Genomic DNA, 14,423 nt, shown 5'->3' with positions numbered 1-14,423 from the left:
TCACGGGACTCGGGTGCTGTCGCGCAAGGCCTGCTGAGCCTCGTTCGTCCGGGAGCGCTGGTGGTGCTCGACGAGGTCCAGCGCGACGTCCAGCGTCCCGTCGACGGCGCGGTTGACCCAGCGGACCATCCCATACGTACCGGCCAGGGTCGTGTCCTGGAGGGACTGCAGGACGCCCAGGGGGGCGTCGAGCGCGGGGATGAACCGCAACACCTGGAAGGGCTTCGCGGCGGTGGAGCGGTGGATGCGCTCCACCGCCGTGGCGCCCTGCTCCACCGCGTCCCGGACCAGGTCCTTCACTCCACGCAGGCGATTCATGAGGCCTCCATCGTGAGCGACGCGCGCAGCCGTTCGTAGACCGACGCGTGGTGGGCGAGCGTGACGTGGTCGATACCCGCGACCACCTGGACGTTCTGCGCAGGAAACAGCGGGCTCGAATCCCGAGGCCCGGTACGACCCGAGGCGCTCGCCAGCGAGATGACGCCGTCACCGAACAGGGCGGAGACCCACCGCCCCTCCTGCCCGAGCGCGCCGACGATGAGGTGGTGGGCGATGCCCTGCGGAGGCCGCAGGGGCGTGCATGGCGTCGAGGTGTCTTCCCAGTCCTGTCGGCGGAGTCGAGCGACGCCCAGGTCCTTCACGCCGCTGCTGCGCAGGTCGACGACGTCGGCGACGAGGCGCGTGTAGGGGTTGGGCACGGCGCGGAGCACCTGGGCGACGACGGTGCCCATGCGCTCCAGGGGGCTGCCGAAGTGGGGCACGCCGATGGAGCAGGAGCGTCTCACGAGGCAGAGCCAGGGCAGACCCGCCTCGTCGGCGAGGTGGCAGGCGCTGCGCAACACGAGGCCGCCCATGCTGTAGCCGACGAGGACGAGCTCGGCGATGGGGACGGGGAACTCGGCGACCAGTCGCTGCAACAGGTGCGCGAGGGTCTCTCCGTTGTCGGAGATGTGCAGGCCCGTGTTGTAGCGGAGGTAGAGCGGAGTGAAGCCCGCGTCACGCTCCAGGAGGGTGCCGTAGTCCGTGGTGGGCTCGGAGGGAAAGGCCCAGACGGCCTCGGTCACGGCGAGCCCGTGGACCCACAAGGCCACGCGCCCCGTGGAGGTCGGATGCGCGGCGCGCAAGGCCTCGCGCTCGACGGGGAGCGGAAGGCCCTGGTGATAGAGCCCCATGGGCGTCGCGAGCGCGTTGTTCTGACGGTGGAGATAATCCCCCAGCACGCCATTGAGCACACCGAGCGCCACGTCGACCTTGCCGACACTTGCCATTCATCACCTCCGCGAGGACAGTGACACGTCGCGTCATGGATGTCGAATCACGGCCCGGTGCGGGGGGAGCGGTGACGGAGGGATTCGAGGCCAGCGTGCTGTTCCAACCGGCGGACAGGGCCCTCACTCCCGCCCCCCGATGGTGCGCAACGGCCGGGTGCGCTCGCCGGGCGCCGATGAAGGTTTGAATAGAAGAGACGGAAGGCGGCCATGTCCCCCTGGGTCACCACGCGGTCTCCGGCGTTGCGACACACCCCGTCGAAGACGACCTTGTTGGCCTGTCCCAGGGTGGCCACGGAGAGGCACGGGCCAATCACCGAGCCGTCCCGGTCGACCCAGACATCGAAGAACCAGCGGCCCGACGTGTCATTGAACGTGGCCGCGTCGATACGGATGTTCCGGTTGCAGCCCAGGGGCAGGCAGGCGGTGCGGGTGGAGGTGCGTCAGGTCGCGCGTCTCATGGATGGGGAGCTGCCACCCGTTGCCGGTGCCGGACAGGAAGAACAGCTCGTCGTGCTCCTTGTGGATGTCGGGGTCCGCCATCCCCGCAACGAGCAGCGTGCGCCGTCCAGAGTCCTCGCCGCGCATGGCCCGGGCGCCCCCGGTGAAGCATGGACAGCGGGATGACGGCACGAGCGGTGCTCATGGTCTTCCTCCTGACGACAGCGTCTTCGATTCACTCCTGCGCGTCCGTGTCGGGAACGGCGATTTCCTGGCGGTCGAGCAACCTCCGGAGCTGGGTGCGGTGCATCCCGAGCGCGCCCGCCGTGGCGGTCACGTTGCCTCCGTGCTGGCGCAAGGCGTGTTCGATGCGGGTGCGCTCGTCGGCGGGCAGAGGCTTCGCCTTCGAGGGGCCTTTCCGAGGCGGTGCGCGTGGCGCTTCGGCGGGCTGTGACAAGGCCTGCCCGAAGGCCACTCCGGCGTCGGGCTTGAGATGACCGCCCTCGACCCGCGATGCGCCTTTCCGCTGCGCCGCATGTTCGGCGACGCCCAGCTCGGACATCAGCTCCCGGATGTTGCCGGGCCAGGGCCTGCGCAGACACTCCTCGACCAGCGAGACGTGCAGGCGCCTCCCGGGTGACAGTCCTCGTTCGAGCAACAGGGGAATCTCCTCGGGGCGCTGGCGCAGCGGCGGCAGGGTGACGTCCGGTCGGCCGATGCGGAAGTACAGGTCCTCCCGCAACCGTCCGTTCGCCACCTGCGCGCGCAGCGCCTTGTTGCTCGCGCAGCAGACGTGCAGGTCGACCCGCTGCGCCTTGGACGCGCCCAGCGCAGTCACCTCCCGGTTCTCCAGCACGCGCAGGAGCTTCGCCTGCACCGCCAGGTCCAGCTCGACGACCTCGTCGAGGAACAGGGTGCCGCCATCCGCGGACTGGAGATAGCCCTGTGCATCCACGTCGGCCCCCGAGTACGCCCCCTTCCGAGCACCGAACAGCAACCGCTCCGCGAGGCTCTCGGGGATGGCCGCGCAATTGACGGCGATGAAGGGGCCACTCCTCCGAGAGGAGAGGGAATGGAAGGCGCGCGCCACCCCCTCCTTGCCGGTCCCGCTCTCTCCGTGGATGTACAGGGAATGGCCGAGGCTGGCCTGGGCGATCTCCCTGAGCAGGCCTTGCATCGCGGGCCCTCGCACGAACTGCTCCACCACTTCGACCCCGTGCGCCTCGAGCGGCCGCAGGTCCAGGCTGGGAACGAACAGCGAGTCTCCCATGCGCACCACGCGCCGGGCCTCATGGGCAGTCCCCTTGGGAATGGCCGCTCCATCCACGAATGTGCCGTTCTGGCTCCCCAGGTCCGTCACCCAGAAGCGCTGCCCATCGAAGCGGACCTGGGCATGGCGCCGCGACATCTTCGCGTCCTGGACCTCTCCCAGCGCGGCGACGCCTCGCCCCAGCTCCAGCGCGCCCTCTTTCAGGCGCAGCGCCACGGCCATGGCCCTGCCCCCACCAAAGAGGCGCATCAGGCCCGGGACACGCGCCTCTGCGTCCGTGCCCCCACCAGCGCCCCCGCGGCTCGCGCGCAGCGTCGACCGCTCCTGTTCCGTTTCCATGACGGCCATCCTATGCCTGTGTCACGGCACACTTCAGGTGGCACCACCGTTGACCTTCCGGGGCGGCCAGGGAGGCCTCAAGAATTCGGGGTCCTCGCCGTCTCATGGCGTGGGATTCGCCAAACAAGCCATACGCCTGGATGGAATGGACATGCCCCTGAAGCAAGCCCCCTGCCCCTCCGTGTCCGACTCGCGCGCGCGGTCGCGGCTGCTGTGTCTCTTGATGTTGTTCCTGGTCCCAGGGGTCAGCGGCTGCTGTGCATGGTTTCCCGGGAGCAAGTCCTGCGTGAAACCCACGCCGCCTCCCGGAGAGCCCGACCCCAACGAAAGCCTGCCCGTGCGGGACTGTAGCGTGGAGACCTGTGAGCTCGGAGGGAGGGCCCAGCCCCTGACTCCCTGGGAATGTCCGACGGGACAACCCAACTGCCAACCTCCCGAGACGAACGGACTGGGCATCTACGTCATCGAGGGCGGAAACTACTGCTTCGTGGTGGATGGCAGTCCACGCTTCTGTCCCGAAGCCTTCGAGAACGTTCCGGCCTCGGCCAGCTTCCCCCAACCCTCTGTCCGATTGATGGGCCGAGACCCCACCCGGCGAGGGGACCGGCTCGGCGCCCACACCGTGAGCGGGCTCATTCAGAACCCTCAGGCTCCCGGCGGCGGCGAGGGCGTCCGGATTCACAGCATCCAGGCCACGGGCACCCAGCTCACGGTGAACTACTGCTCCCAGTCAAGCCCCTGCCTGGACAGCGCCACCGGGGTCCGCTCCCTGAGGGGCGAGGAGCTCCACCAGCTGAAGCTCGTGATGCTGCTCCCAGCCGACGACGGCGGCGGGCCCAGGAGAGCCGTCATCCTCGAGCTGGCCGTGACACCCCGCGCGGATGCGTCGGCCCGGGTCCACGCGTACGACGTCCTCTATCGGGAATACGGGACCGGACTGCCCTGGCTGAATCACTGCGCGCCGCGGGGCATCACCGCCCCCGACAGGGACCCCACTTCGTTCCTGCAGGGGCTGCGCATCAACAGCGTGAACGCGGCCGTCGAGCCCGTCCCCGCGTGGACCACCATCGGCTGTGAGTCGGGCGCCATCGTCACCTGCCTCGACTGGGGCTACGCCCCCTGGAGCCCCGACACGGGCGGCTACGACGTGCTGCGCGGCCATGTCTTCGGCTCGTGCCTGCAGGCCAAGCGCGCCGCGTACTTCGTCGGCCGCGGAGACCTCGCGAGCTACACCCGGAACGGCACGCGCATCGCCAGGCGCGACGAGTTCGGCCTGGGGAGGAGCGCGAACAACCACGTCGAGGAGCTGCGCACGCTGGAGGCCCTCTGGAGTCCCCGGGGCGCGGTCTGCCTCAACGCGGAGAATCGCCGGGTCCCCGACATGCCCCTGCCCGAAGGCCTGCACGGGATACCGCCATGCCCCAGGCCCCCCACGTGGACCCCGGCGGGAAAGCTCGCCACGGGCAGGCTCACCCCGGCGCCGGACTGAGCCCCGCCTCGCGGAGCGCGGCCGCGTGCTCCCGTCGGAGCAGTGGATTGAGGGTGAGGGCCTTCACCAGTGACTCACGGGCCCGACGCAGCGGCTCGGCGCGCTCCGCCTCCGAGCGTGCCAGCCGTGCCTGGAGCAACAGCAGCCCTCCGCGGACGGCGTGGGCCGAGGCCAGCTTCGAGTCCAGCGTGAGCGACAGGTCCACCTGCGCGAGCCCCTCGGAGATGAAGCCAGGGGCCTCGCGGGGTGACACGGCCTCCGCCAGACGCAGACAGGCCCTCGCCAGCTCCTGGTGGGAGTCGTTGTAGGGCTGGATGTCCACCGCCTTGCGCGCTTCGGCGCGGGCGCGCTGGAGGTGCTGGAGTCCGGAGCCCCCGTTGCGTCGCGCCCAGGTGGCCTCCACGAGCGCCAGCCGCGCGCGCAGCACCTGGCAGTCGGCGCAGCTCGCATCCCCGCGCGACGCGGCCGCCAGGGCTCGCTGGCCCGCCTGGAGCGCGGCACCGGGGTCCCTGTCTTCTCCCACGGCCTGGGTCGCCGAGAGCAGGTGCCCCATGGCCAGGGAGAAGTGGGTCCGCCCGAGGGTCGGATTGATGGCGAGCGAGCGCTCGAACCAGCGGGAAGCACGCTCCAGCGGCGCCCGCGCATCCGCCCCCGAGGCGACGAGGTACTCCGCGCGAAGCAGCTCCGAGAGCCCCAGCTTGTTCAGCGCGGAGTGGAAGTTGCCGTTGATGGCGAGCGCGGCCTCTCCCGCCGCGAGGGCCTTGCGCACCTCGGGCTCCGGGTCCAGCCCCCGCGAGAGGCCCTGCGCCGCCATCGCGTTGTACAGCTCCGCCAGGTTCGAGTACCCGAACACGTATCTCGGGTCGTACCTCACGGCCAGACGCAGCAGGCGCTCCGCCTCGGCATAGGCGGCGGACGGGTCCTCTCCGCGCTCACGCTGGCGATTGCCTCGCCAACGATGCACCAGCGACAAGTCATTGAGCCCCCAGGGGTATTGGGGCTGGAGCTCCAGGGCCCGGCCCAGGCGGGAGATGGCCTCGTCCCAGGCGGGCTCGGGGTCTCGTCCCTCCCAGGAGGCCTGGAGCCCTTGGAAGAAATGGCCGACCCCCAGGATGTCATGTGCCTGGATGTCCCGAGGAGACAGCGCCACCGCGCGCGCCGCGGTCTCAAGGCAGTCGGTGAGGATTCGTTTCGGGTCCGGCCCCTCGCCTCCGGGATTCGCGGCGCGGTAGCGATTGAGGAGGATGAAGGCCTTGCGGGTGTAGGCGGCACCGCGAGACGGCGCGGCCAGGAGGCCCTGCTCCGCCGCGGCCAGCGCCTTCTCCAGCGATGCGCGGGGAGACTGGCCCTGGCGCCGGTCCAGCTCCGCCTCCTGCAACCCCACCTCCGCCAGCGCCTCGTAGCTCCGCGCGTCGCTGCGTCCCAGCTCCACGGCGCGCTCATGGAGGCGACGGGCCTCGTGGAACCCCGAGCGCGCCTTGTCGTATTCGCCCCGCTCCAGTTGCTCCATCGCCCGCGCATGCGCCACGTCTCCCGCGAGCTTCCGGGCCTCGTACAACCACGGAGCCTCGGCCTCGGCGAGCAGCGCGGCCCGCGACGCCGCGTCGTAGTCACGGCGATAGAAGGCAATCAGGCCCTCCAGATACCGGGGGGACTCCAGCTCCAGCACCCGGCTGTGCTCGAGCGATTGGAGCGCGGGCTGGAGGTACTGCTCTTCGACGGCACGCTGCCGCGCCGCGACCCACGTCGGGTCTCCACCGCGCCGCGCTTCCTCCATCGCCTGGTGGTAGCGCTCACCGAGGACCCGGCCCAGCGCATGATGAAGCTCCGGCGAGTCCAACCCCTTCTGTCTCGCCTGCGTCAGCGCTTCGTGGGCCTGCTCCAGCTCGTGCAGCGCGAGGTGGCCCCGCCCCAGCGCGTACTGGACGAGCGCGTCCCCAGGCTCCCCCAGCGTGTGCCTCCAGGCCGCGATGCGCGCCATGCGCTCGCGCACGAGCTGCTGCTCCCGACCGGTGTCGTGCAGGGGAACCGTGTAGGCCATGCGCAGGAACCACTCGATGTCCTTCACCTGCTGGCCCAGCTGCTCGGCCATCCGCGCACGCCCCTCCGATTGCAGTCGGGCATGACGTGCCTCCAGGCGGGAGGTGACGCCCAGGACCGCCAGGAGGAGGATGCTCGCGAGCGACACGGCGGAGACCGCCACCAGGGCCCGGTGCTTGCGCGCGCGGCGCCAGAGTCGGGAGAGCAGGCCCGGACGTTGCCCGAGGATGGGCTCTCCGTCGATGTAGCGCCCCAGGTCCTCGGCGAGGGCGCGGGCCGAGGGGTAGCGCTGCTCGGGGTCCTTGCTCAGGCACTTGAGGACGATGACCTCCAGGTCACCGGGCAGGTGCGGCACGAGCGTGCGCAGGGGCGGCGCCTCCTCGTGGAGCACCTTGTTGAGGGTGCCGACGAGCGTCGTGTCCGAGAACGGAGGCGCGCCGGACAGCAGCTCATGGAGGGTGGCGCCCAGGCCATAGACATCCGAGCGCCGGTCGACCGCCCGCGTCTCTCCACGGGCCTGCTCCGGTGACATGTACCCGGGGGTCCCCATCACCGCGCCGGACCGGGTGAGGCCCTGCTCGAGGCCGGACTCGTGCGCCAGGCCGAAGTCCATCACCACCGGGACACAGCGCCCGTCCTCCCGCCGTCGCACCAGGATGTTGGCCGGCTTGAGGTCGCGGTGGATGACGCCCAGCCGGTGCGCCGCATGCATCGCGGCGGCGACCTCTCGCATCACCTGGACCTTCTCCGGGAGCGACAGCCCTCCGGCGACCTGGTCGAGCCGTGGGCCCTCGATGAGCTGCATGGCGATGTAGTCGCGGCCCTCCGCGTGGCCGACTTCGTACACCGCGCACACGTTCGGATGGTCGATTCGCGCCTGCGCCCGGGCCTCCTGGAGGAAGCGCATCACCCGGTCCGGGTCGGCGCCTCGCACGAACTTCAGCGCGACGGTGCGGCCCAGCCGCCGGTCCCAGGCCTTGTGGACCTCGCCCATGCCACCGCGGCCGAGCAGCGCCAGCAACGTGTAGTGGCCCACGGAGGAGTCCCCCTGGAGCCCGGTCTCCCCTGCCCCCGGCGCGATGCTGCGCTCCGCGGTGGGCTGCGCCGCCTCCGGAACATCCTCCCGGTCATCGTCCACGTGTTCCCCCTGGCAACAGGATAGCCCATGGCGGTCGCCCCAGGCGCACGGCCCCGGCCATCCGGGCACGGTGTGCCCGGCACCGCTCGGTGCTGTGCCTGGGCCGTGCCCGACAGGCCGACGGTCGCGTGGGACCAGAGGGAGAGGCCCCTGGAGACCGCGGCATCCGGCCAGGCACGCGGGCTGCAATCCCTCGCACCCGACGCGGATGCATGGAGACGGCGTCACGACGGACGCCTCAACTCCACACACCCACGCTCATGCCGCCGAGCCGAGAGGCCGGCTCCGGCAAACACACTCACGTGCCTCGAAGCATCTCCACTCCCAGAAAGCGGAACCCATGACCCATCACATGAAGACCCTCGTTGCATCCGCGCTGGCGCTCGCCAGCGTCGCCGGCACCGCCAACGCCCGCTCCGTGGCCGGGTGGCACGGCAAGCCGCAGCTCCAGGTGGACGGCGCCTGCATGGGCGAGTCCTGGACCACGCAGACCAACAACTGCACCCGGGCCGTCACCCTGTTCTTCCCGACCACGGTCGACAGCTCCGGTAACTACCGGCTCGTCGTGAACGCCTATGGCGCGACCACCGCCAACAACGTCGGCTGCCGGTTCTTCGGCCTCACCAGCGATGCGACGGGCATGTACTCGGTGCCCGTCACCTACCTCCCGAGCTTCGGCACCAACCAGAACATCTCGCTCGGCCCGGTGTACGCGCCTTCCGGCGGCACCCTGAACGTCGCGTGCACGCTCAGCCCCGGCGGACGCGTGAACAGCGTGAGCTGGTTCCAGTAGTCGCCTCGAGCCGCCGCCATCCGCCGTCCAGGTGGCGGCGGCTCAATCCTCCGAGGTCATGACCATGAAGCCCCGGCAACTCTTGACGGGCGGCGCGCTCGCCTGCGCGTGCGCCACCGTGCTGTTCGTCTACCAGCGACACGAGAGGGACGAGCTCCTTCAGCGCGCCTCCACGGCGGAGCCGCTCGCGGCCCAACGACAGGAGCCGGCCCCTGCTCCCGAGCCCACGCCGCCCATCCGCCTGCGCGAGGCGCGCGTCGAGGCCGCCGTCCCTCCGCCCCTGGCCCCCGGGCCCACGGCCCCCGAGCCTGCTTCTCCGCCACGCGATTCCGCGGTGACGCCACCCCCTTCGCCCGTGTCCACGGCGCAGCTGAGACAGCGCCTCGAGGCCTACTTCGGAGATGAGCCTTTCGACCCCGCCTGGGCTCGGAGCGCCGAGCAGCACGCGAAGGACGGCGTGAGGGCCGCGCTGCCAGACCCCTCGCAGCTCAGGTCCGTCGAATGCAGGGGCAGCCTGTGCCGCATCGAGACGGAACATGGAGACAGCGAGCAATCCCTCACCTTCGTGCAGGCGGCGTTCATGGATCCGAAGCGACAGGTGTGGAACGCGGCCTTCGTGACGGTGCGCGGTGAGGACTCGACCGACGACAGAATCGTCACCGTCACCTACCTGGCGCGCGAAGGCGTGGAGCTTCCCATGGAGCGACTTCTTTCTCCGGGGACCGATGACACCCAGGCCTTCCAGTAGCCGCCACGACGGGGGACGCCTGCAGCAGCCTCAAGGCAGACAGGCGTCCTCGCGGCCCCAGCGGTTTCGCTGGAAAGTCAGGGTCAAGGAGTGATTCCAGGGCCTGTCCGAATCAGGTCCAAGTTCGCCCTATATCCCCTCCATCGTGTGCGTTCAGGGGCCCGAGCCGGGCCCTCGACCTCCTGAACGGAGCCGATGGCATGAGTGAGCAGGGACAGAACGACGGGGCGCGGGACTTTGACTTCCTCATGGGACGCTGGCGGGTCCAGAACCGTCGGCGCAAGGAGCGGCTGACGGGTTGCACGGAGTGGCTGCCCTTCGAGGCCACCGCGGAAGAGCATCCGCTGCCCGGCGGGCTCGGCAATCAGGAGACGTATCGCAGTGAGTTCTGGCCCGGCTTCGTGGGCCTGGCGACCCGGGTCTACAACCCGGCGACGAAACAGTGGTCCATCTCCTGGGTGGACAATCGCAACCACACCGTCGACCCGCCGGTGCTGGGCGGCTTCGTGGGCGACGTGGGCCAGTTCGAAACGAACGACACCTTCGAGGGCCGCGCCATCCGCGTCCGCTTCACGTGGACCCGGCTGGGCCAGGACACCGCGCGCTGGGAGCAGGCATTCTCGCCAGACGAAGGCCGCAGCTGGGAGACCAACTGGGTGATGGAGTTCACCCGCCTGAAGGAGTGAGGACGTCCGCCGCGCCGATGCGCGCCGCATCCGCGCTCAGGGATGGGCCGTCGAGGCGGGCGCGGCCATCCGCACGCGGACGCCGAAGCCGAGCCACAGATGAACGGTGCGCTCGCGGAGGCTCTCGTCGCCCGTGCGGCCGTTCATCTTCACCTCGAGCGAGTCATAGCGCCCGCCCGAGCAGCTGACGAAGAGCCCCGCCCAGAAGCTCCCACCGAAGTTCCTGTCGAACCCGGCCTGGAGCGTCACGTCCGGTCCCGAGTAGGCGATGTCGATTCCTCGCACGTTGAACGAGGCCCGCTCGTAGCCGAGCGCCACGCCCGTCCAGGGGTTGTAGGGCCCCGAGGGAATCCAGTGGTAGTTCCCCTGGAGCCCGAAGCGCAGGTGGCGGCCCGGACACATGTCGTCGCTGGAGCAGCGCAGGCGCATCTGCGCATGGGAGAGCTGGAGCCAGGGGCCGAGCTCGACGTTCGAGCCGATTCGCACGGTGGGCTCCACGATGGCGGCGAAGAGCCCCTTGTAGACCTCATACAGATAGAACGGGTCCGGCGAGCCATCCATCTGCCCTCCCGGCATGAGATAGCCCGCACGCACGGAGAGCCCCAGCCAGCGCGGAAAGTCTGGGTTACCCTCCGTGGGCACCTGCGCGATGGCCATCGAGGACACCAGCAGTGACACCAGGGCCAGCATCCGCGCGGTGGGACGAGAGAGCTTTTGCATGGGTGGGCGCCGGGTTATTACGGTCGCTCGACGGTCGTCAACCCAGGGCTCCCGGTGTCTCCCTTTCGCTCCTCATCCGTGACGCGTCTGATGACGCTGGTGGCTGTCGTCCTGTTCAGCGCTTGTGGTGGCCCTTCCGCCGAGGAGGACCTGCGCGTCTGCGCCGAAGTGGAGTGCACCGCCGGCCGCTGTGTCTCCGAGGACGGAGCCCCCGTGTGCCGCTGTAGCGCCTTCGAGGAAGCCGCCGGGCTCACCTGCACCATCGCCGCCTTCCGCCCCTCGGACGACCACGGCGACACGGTGGAAGCCGCCACCCTCCTGGCCCCCACGACGGACTTCCAGGAGGCAGACATCCATCCCGTCTTCCGGAACAAGGTGGACCGGGATGTCTTCGCCGTGCCCCCGCTGGCGGGTCATGGCTTCCGCGTCACCCTGCGTCCCGGCACGCTCACCGCGGTGTCCATTGAGGTGCTGGATGCGCAGGAGCGGCGGGTCCACGTGAGCTCCTACCGCGCACCGGAGGGTGAGGTCCTGGAGTTCGTCTCCACGCCGGAGGCGCCCCGGTTCATCGCGGTATCCTCCGGGACGGGCCGCGAGGGCGCGGGGACGTACGCCTACCGGTTGGAGGACCTGGGCAAGGATGCGCACGGCGACACGCCCGCCACGGCGACGCCCATCACGGTGCCGAGCGCGCCGTTCCCCGTCGCACTCGAGTTCGCGGAGGACAGCGACGTCTTCTCCTTCCGCACCGAGCCGGGGCGCGGCTTCCGGTTCTCCTGCGAGGCCGAGGTCTCGGTGACCTTATGGGACAGCGCGGGCGCCCAGGTGCAGGGCAGCGGGGGGCGCACCTCGGTGGGCCAGCTGAGCCAGGAGGCGAGCACCTGGTACGTGCGCGTCTACAAGGGCAGCAAGGTGTTCAACACGCAATGCCAGCTCGACGACCTGGGGCCCGACGAGCACGCGAACGGGATGCTCGGCGCCACCCCGCTCCCCATGGGAGTCCCCGTCACGGCGCGGCTGCAGGGCAGCAACGACGTGGATGTCTTCTCCTTCGAGGCAACCCAGGGCCACGTCTACACCCTCGGCGACTCCCCCGCGCGCGAGCGCCTCATCCAGCTCACGGACGCGGCGGGCACGGTCCTGACCGAGACCGCCTGGGGGCGCATCGTCCTCGAAGCGACCTCGACGGGGCGCTACTTCGTCTTCGCGCGTGCCCTGAAGGAGACTCCCTGGTGGAGCGACTTCCAGGTGGAGCTGCAGGACCTCGGACCGGATGACCACGGCGACACGCCCGGGACCGCCACCCGCGTCGAGGTCGGACAGGTCGTCGAGGGGCTCATCCACAGCTCCACCGACCTGGACGCCATCGCGCTGCAACTGGATGCGGACGGAGTCTATCAGGTCACCTGCACGCCCGACTGCTCGCTGAGCGCGAGTACGCCTGGCAGCACCTTCCCCTTCCGCATGCATATGACTTCGAGCAAGGGCGTCTGGAAGGCGCACCTGCTGGCATCGACGCTCGTCACCTTCATCATCGACTCGCGCTCCGCGCCCTACGCCTTCACGTTCCGGGTGGAGCGGGTGGGGACGGATGACCATGGCGACGACGCGGCCCACGCCACGGTGGTGACGCTCCCGGTGAGCCTGGAGGGCGTGTTCGAGCTGGGCTCGGACCTCGACGAGCTCGCCGTCACGCTGGAGGGAGGGACGACCTACGTCGTGTCCTCCAACGGAGCGACCGTGCAACTGTTCGACGCCGGGGGCGCGAACGTTCCTGTCATCTACGACGCGGTGACGAGGACCCGGAGCGTGACGACCACCGCGCCAGGGCTCCACCGCGTGGTGCTCTCGTCTCAGGACCCACTGGTGGGCATCGCCAAGAGTTGGAGCTTCGCCCTGAACGCGCCGTGAGCCACGCGGCCCGGGCGTGCTGCTACACGGCCGGACGACAGTAGGCCACGAACCCCAGCGCCGATTCTTCTCTGCGCACGCCTTGCCCGAGCAGGCGCAACACCTGCTCGAGGTCCGCTTCGACAACCAGGTCGAGCTGGTCGCAGTGCGGTTCGAAGACGACCACCCAAGGCCCGCCTGGCTTCAACTGCTCGGACAGCATGCTCTTGAGCGCCTCCCATTCAGCGGCCTCGACTCGGAGGTACTTCCACCCCGTCGTGACAAAACCGGCCGGCAGCGAGCGCACGATGTGCGCCGGGGGCTCCCTCTCCAGCAGCTCGACCCCAGCGGGTGAAGTCCATCCACCAAGGTCCTCGGTGAACTCCTCGCCTCCCCAAGAGACAACTCGAACCTTCCGGGAGACACCCCCGCCCAGGTGTACTTCGGGTATCCAGATCTCCAGGCAGGCATCCATCGAGTGGTTCACTCCCCTGGGTTATCGATCTTGGGGTCCTCGGTCCAGCTTCCATGATTCCATCGAGGACAAGCTCGCGCCGAGTACCTGGGGACTTCATCGAGCGCGAGCCGTCCTGCCGCCAAGCCGCACAGACGGTGTCAGTGCGGGGCATGTGGGCCTGTACCTTTGAGCCAGGACAGCATCCAGGGGGTGACGGATGAAGATACTGTCACGTGTTTCAACGGACGATGACTCAGGGCGCATGGGCAAGACGCTGCGCCTGCTCCGTAGGCTTCAATAGACGGGAGTGAAGAGACAACGTGAGTTGACTCGCACGCTTCCGTCATGGGCCTCACCTTCGTGGGGCTTCGTCACCTCGAACGGGAGCAGTCGTCATGACATCCACCAGCCTCTTCAAGTCCGCATCTGCGTTGTTCCTGGTATTGGCCCTGTTCGTCACGAGGGAGGCCCGAGCGGAGACGGTCGCCCTCACGTGTGTCGGAGCGGAAGTCACCGAATTCGAGCCAGGCCTCACCAACGACGCCAGGCCGACCCACATCTCCGCCATCGGCACTCACGGGTGTGCGGGGCTGCCGCTGAATCTTCCCTCCGCCATCGCCACCACGGAGGCCGATGGCATCCTCGGCTGTGGGTTCGGCCAGGCGGCCTCGACCATCCACATCAAGTGGAGCGATGACACGGTGAGCGTCGTGTCGGGCACCACCGTGGTGAACGCGAAGCCGGCGGGGGAGAACGTCATCGTGCTCACCGGGACGGTGGTGAGCGGCCGGTTCCTGGGCGCGACGGTGATTCGCACGCTGACGCTGCTCAACACGGACGTGTTGGGGTGTTTCACGGCACAGGGAGTCACGGACGTGGCGGGCCCCGTCACGCTGGTGGTGACGAAGCTGCTCTGAGGACGGGGACTGGACGCTGCCCGCCACCTCGATTTCAAGCGTCGCGGGCAGCGCTCTCTCCAGGCTCGGCCGGGCTTCTCAGTCGGTCAGGCAGACCCAACGGTTGTGGGGGATGGCCTGACACATACAATAACCCCAGGTGCCATTGGCCCAGGTGCAGCTGATCTCCGTCTCCGGGCTGCAGACCTTGCCCTGACGGGCCTCACAGGAGACAGCCTGCGCGGACA

General features: G+C 69.5%; 13 protein-coding genes. 6 read left to right on the top strand and 7 right to left on the bottom strand.

The genetic code is table 11. The annotated features are described in order from the left end of the window. From K8640_RS22110 to K8640_RS22095, 4 genes are all read right to left on the bottom strand, one after another. Positions 1-318, bottom strand: coding sequence for a hypothetical protein (locus K8640_RS22110; RefSeq protein ID WP_223748828.1), 318 nt, complete (start codon positions 316-318; stop codon positions 1-3). Then, positions 315-1,268, bottom strand: coding sequence for a triacylglycerol lipase (locus K8640_RS22105; RefSeq protein ID WP_223748827.1), 954 nt, complete (start codon positions 1,266-1,268; stop codon positions 315-317). The genes K8640_RS22110 and K8640_RS22105 overlap by 4 nt, the downstream gene beginning before the upstream one ends. Positions 1,269-1,634: 366 nt before the next feature. Further along, positions 1,635-1,856, bottom strand: a complete 222-nt coding sequence (locus K8640_RS22100) for a hypothetical protein (protein WP_223748826.1) — start codon at positions 1,854-1,856, stop codon at positions 1,635-1,637. 88 nt (positions 1,857-1,944) lie between these two features. Further along, the gene (locus K8640_RS22095; RefSeq protein ID WP_223748825.1) at positions 1,945-3,318 is read right to left on the bottom strand and encodes a sigma 54-interacting transcriptional regulator; all 1,374 of its coding nucleotides are present in this window, start codon (positions 3,316-3,318) and stop codon (positions 1,945-1,947) included. Between the two features lie 337 nt (positions 3,319-3,655). Here K8640_RS22095 and K8640_RS43185 point away from each other — a divergent pair, with 337 nt between their 5' ends. Further along, complete coding sequence (locus K8640_RS43185; protein WP_223748824.1) at positions 3,656-4,807, top strand: ADYC domain-containing protein; 1,152 nt, start codon at positions 3,656-3,658, stop codon at positions 4,805-4,807. Here K8640_RS43185 and K8640_RS22085 read toward each other — a convergent pair. Continuing rightward, a complete protein-coding gene (locus K8640_RS22085; RefSeq protein WP_223748823.1) occupies positions 4,788-7,985 on the bottom strand; it encodes a serine/threonine-protein kinase in 3,198 nt (1,065 codons plus the stop codon). The genes K8640_RS43185 and K8640_RS22085 overlap by 20 nt on opposite strands. A 352-nt stretch (positions 7,986-8,337) precedes the next feature. On the opposite strand from K8640_RS22085, the gene K8640_RS22080 reads away from it, so the two are divergent. From K8640_RS22080 to K8640_RS22070, 3 genes are all read left to right on the top strand, one after another. Beyond that, positions 8,338-8,778: a hypothetical protein gene (locus K8640_RS22080; protein WP_223748822.1), complete on the top strand. Its 441-nt coding sequence runs from the start codon at positions 8,338-8,340 to the stop codon at positions 8,776-8,778. 64 nt (positions 8,779-8,842) lie between these two features. Next, complete coding sequence (locus K8640_RS22075; protein ID WP_223748821.1) at positions 8,843-9,526, top strand: hypothetical protein; 684 nt, start codon at positions 8,843-8,845, stop codon at positions 9,524-9,526. Between the two features lie 200 nt (positions 9,527-9,726). Next, positions 9,727-10,212: a hypothetical protein gene (locus K8640_RS22070; protein WP_223748820.1), complete on the top strand. Its 486-nt coding sequence runs from the start codon at positions 9,727-9,729 to the stop codon at positions 10,210-10,212. 36 nt (positions 10,213-10,248) lie between these two features. Here K8640_RS22070 and K8640_RS22065 read toward each other — a convergent pair whose 3' ends face one another. Beyond that, the gene (locus K8640_RS22065; RefSeq protein ID WP_223748819.1) at positions 10,249-10,932 is read right to left on the bottom strand and encodes a hypothetical protein; all 684 of its coding nucleotides are present in this window, start codon (positions 10,930-10,932) and stop codon (positions 10,249-10,251) included. 90 nt (positions 10,933-11,022) lie between these two features. Between K8640_RS22065 and K8640_RS22060 the strand changes: the two genes are divergently transcribed. Then, positions 11,023-12,843 (top strand): hypothetical protein, encoded by a 1,821-nt coding sequence (locus K8640_RS22060; protein ID WP_223748818.1) that lies wholly within the window; start codon positions 11,023-11,025, stop codon positions 12,841-12,843. Between the two features lie 22 nt (positions 12,844-12,865). Here the strand turns inward: K8640_RS22060 and K8640_RS22055 are convergent, their stop codons facing one another. Next, positions 12,866-13,297, bottom strand: a complete 432-nt coding sequence (locus K8640_RS22055; RefSeq protein WP_223748817.1) for a hypothetical protein — start codon at positions 13,295-13,297, stop codon at positions 12,866-12,868. Between the two features lie 377 nt (positions 13,298-13,674). On the opposite strand from K8640_RS22055, the gene K8640_RS22050 reads away from it, so the two are divergent. After that, positions 13,675-14,196 (top strand): hypothetical protein, encoded by a 522-nt coding sequence (locus K8640_RS22050; RefSeq protein ID WP_223748816.1) that lies wholly within the window; start codon positions 13,675-13,677, stop codon positions 14,194-14,196. The last annotated feature ends 227 nt before the right edge of the window (positions 14,197-14,423 follow it).

The sequence above is a fragment of the Myxococcus sp. XM-1-1-1 genome (assembly GCF_020037095.1).
Classification (GTDB): Bacteria; Myxococcota; Myxococcia; order Myxococcales; family Myxococcaceae; genus Myxococcus; species Myxococcus fulvus.
Note: the sequence above shows the minus strand (reverse complement) of the source record. Positions and strands in the feature narration are given on the sequence as shown.

What these genes read in the sequence shown, in the direction of transcription:
- K8640_RS22095 (WP_223748825.1), bottom strand. Translation starts at nt 3,318, where the DNA reads ATGGAAACGGAACAGGAGCGGTCGACGCTGCGCGCGAGCCGCGGGGGC.
- K8640_RS22050 (WP_223748816.1), top strand. Translation starts at nt 13,675, where the DNA reads ATGACATCCACCAGCCTCTTCAAGTCCGCATCTGCGTTGTTCCTGGTA.
- K8640_RS22070 (WP_223748820.1), top strand. Translation starts at nt 9,727, where the DNA reads ATGAGTGAGCAGGGACAGAACGACGGGGCGCGGGACTTTGACTTCCTC.
- K8640_RS22080 (WP_223748822.1), top strand. Translation starts at nt 8,338, where the DNA reads ATGAAGACCCTCGTTGCATCCGCGCTGGCGCTCGCCAGCGTCGCCGGC.
- K8640_RS22100 (WP_223748826.1), bottom strand. Translation starts at nt 1,856, where the DNA reads ATGCGCGGCGAGGACTCTGGACGGCGCACGCTGCTCGTTGCGGGGATG.
- K8640_RS22075 (WP_223748821.1), top strand. Translation starts at nt 8,843, where the DNA reads ATGAAGCCCCGGCAACTCTTGACGGGCGGCGCGCTCGCCTGCGCGTGC.
- K8640_RS22055 (WP_223748817.1), bottom strand. Translation starts at nt 13,297, where the DNA reads ATGGATGCCTGCCTGGAGATCTGGATACCCGAAGTACACCTGGGCGGG.
- K8640_RS22060 (WP_223748818.1), top strand. Translation starts at nt 11,023, where the DNA reads ATGACGCTGGTGGCTGTCGTCCTGTTCAGCGCTTGTGGTGGCCCTTCC.
- K8640_RS22105 (WP_223748827.1), bottom strand. Translation starts at nt 1,268, where the DNA reads ATGGCAAGTGTCGGCAAGGTCGACGTGGCGCTCGGTGTGCTCAATGGC.
- K8640_RS22110 (WP_223748828.1), bottom strand. Translation starts at nt 318, where the DNA reads ATGAATCGCCTGCGTGGAGTGAAGGACCTGGTCCGGGACGCGGTGGAG.
- K8640_RS22065 (WP_223748819.1), bottom strand. Translation starts at nt 10,932, where the DNA reads ATGCAAAAGCTCTCTCGTCCCACCGCGCGGATGCTGGCCCTGGTGTCA.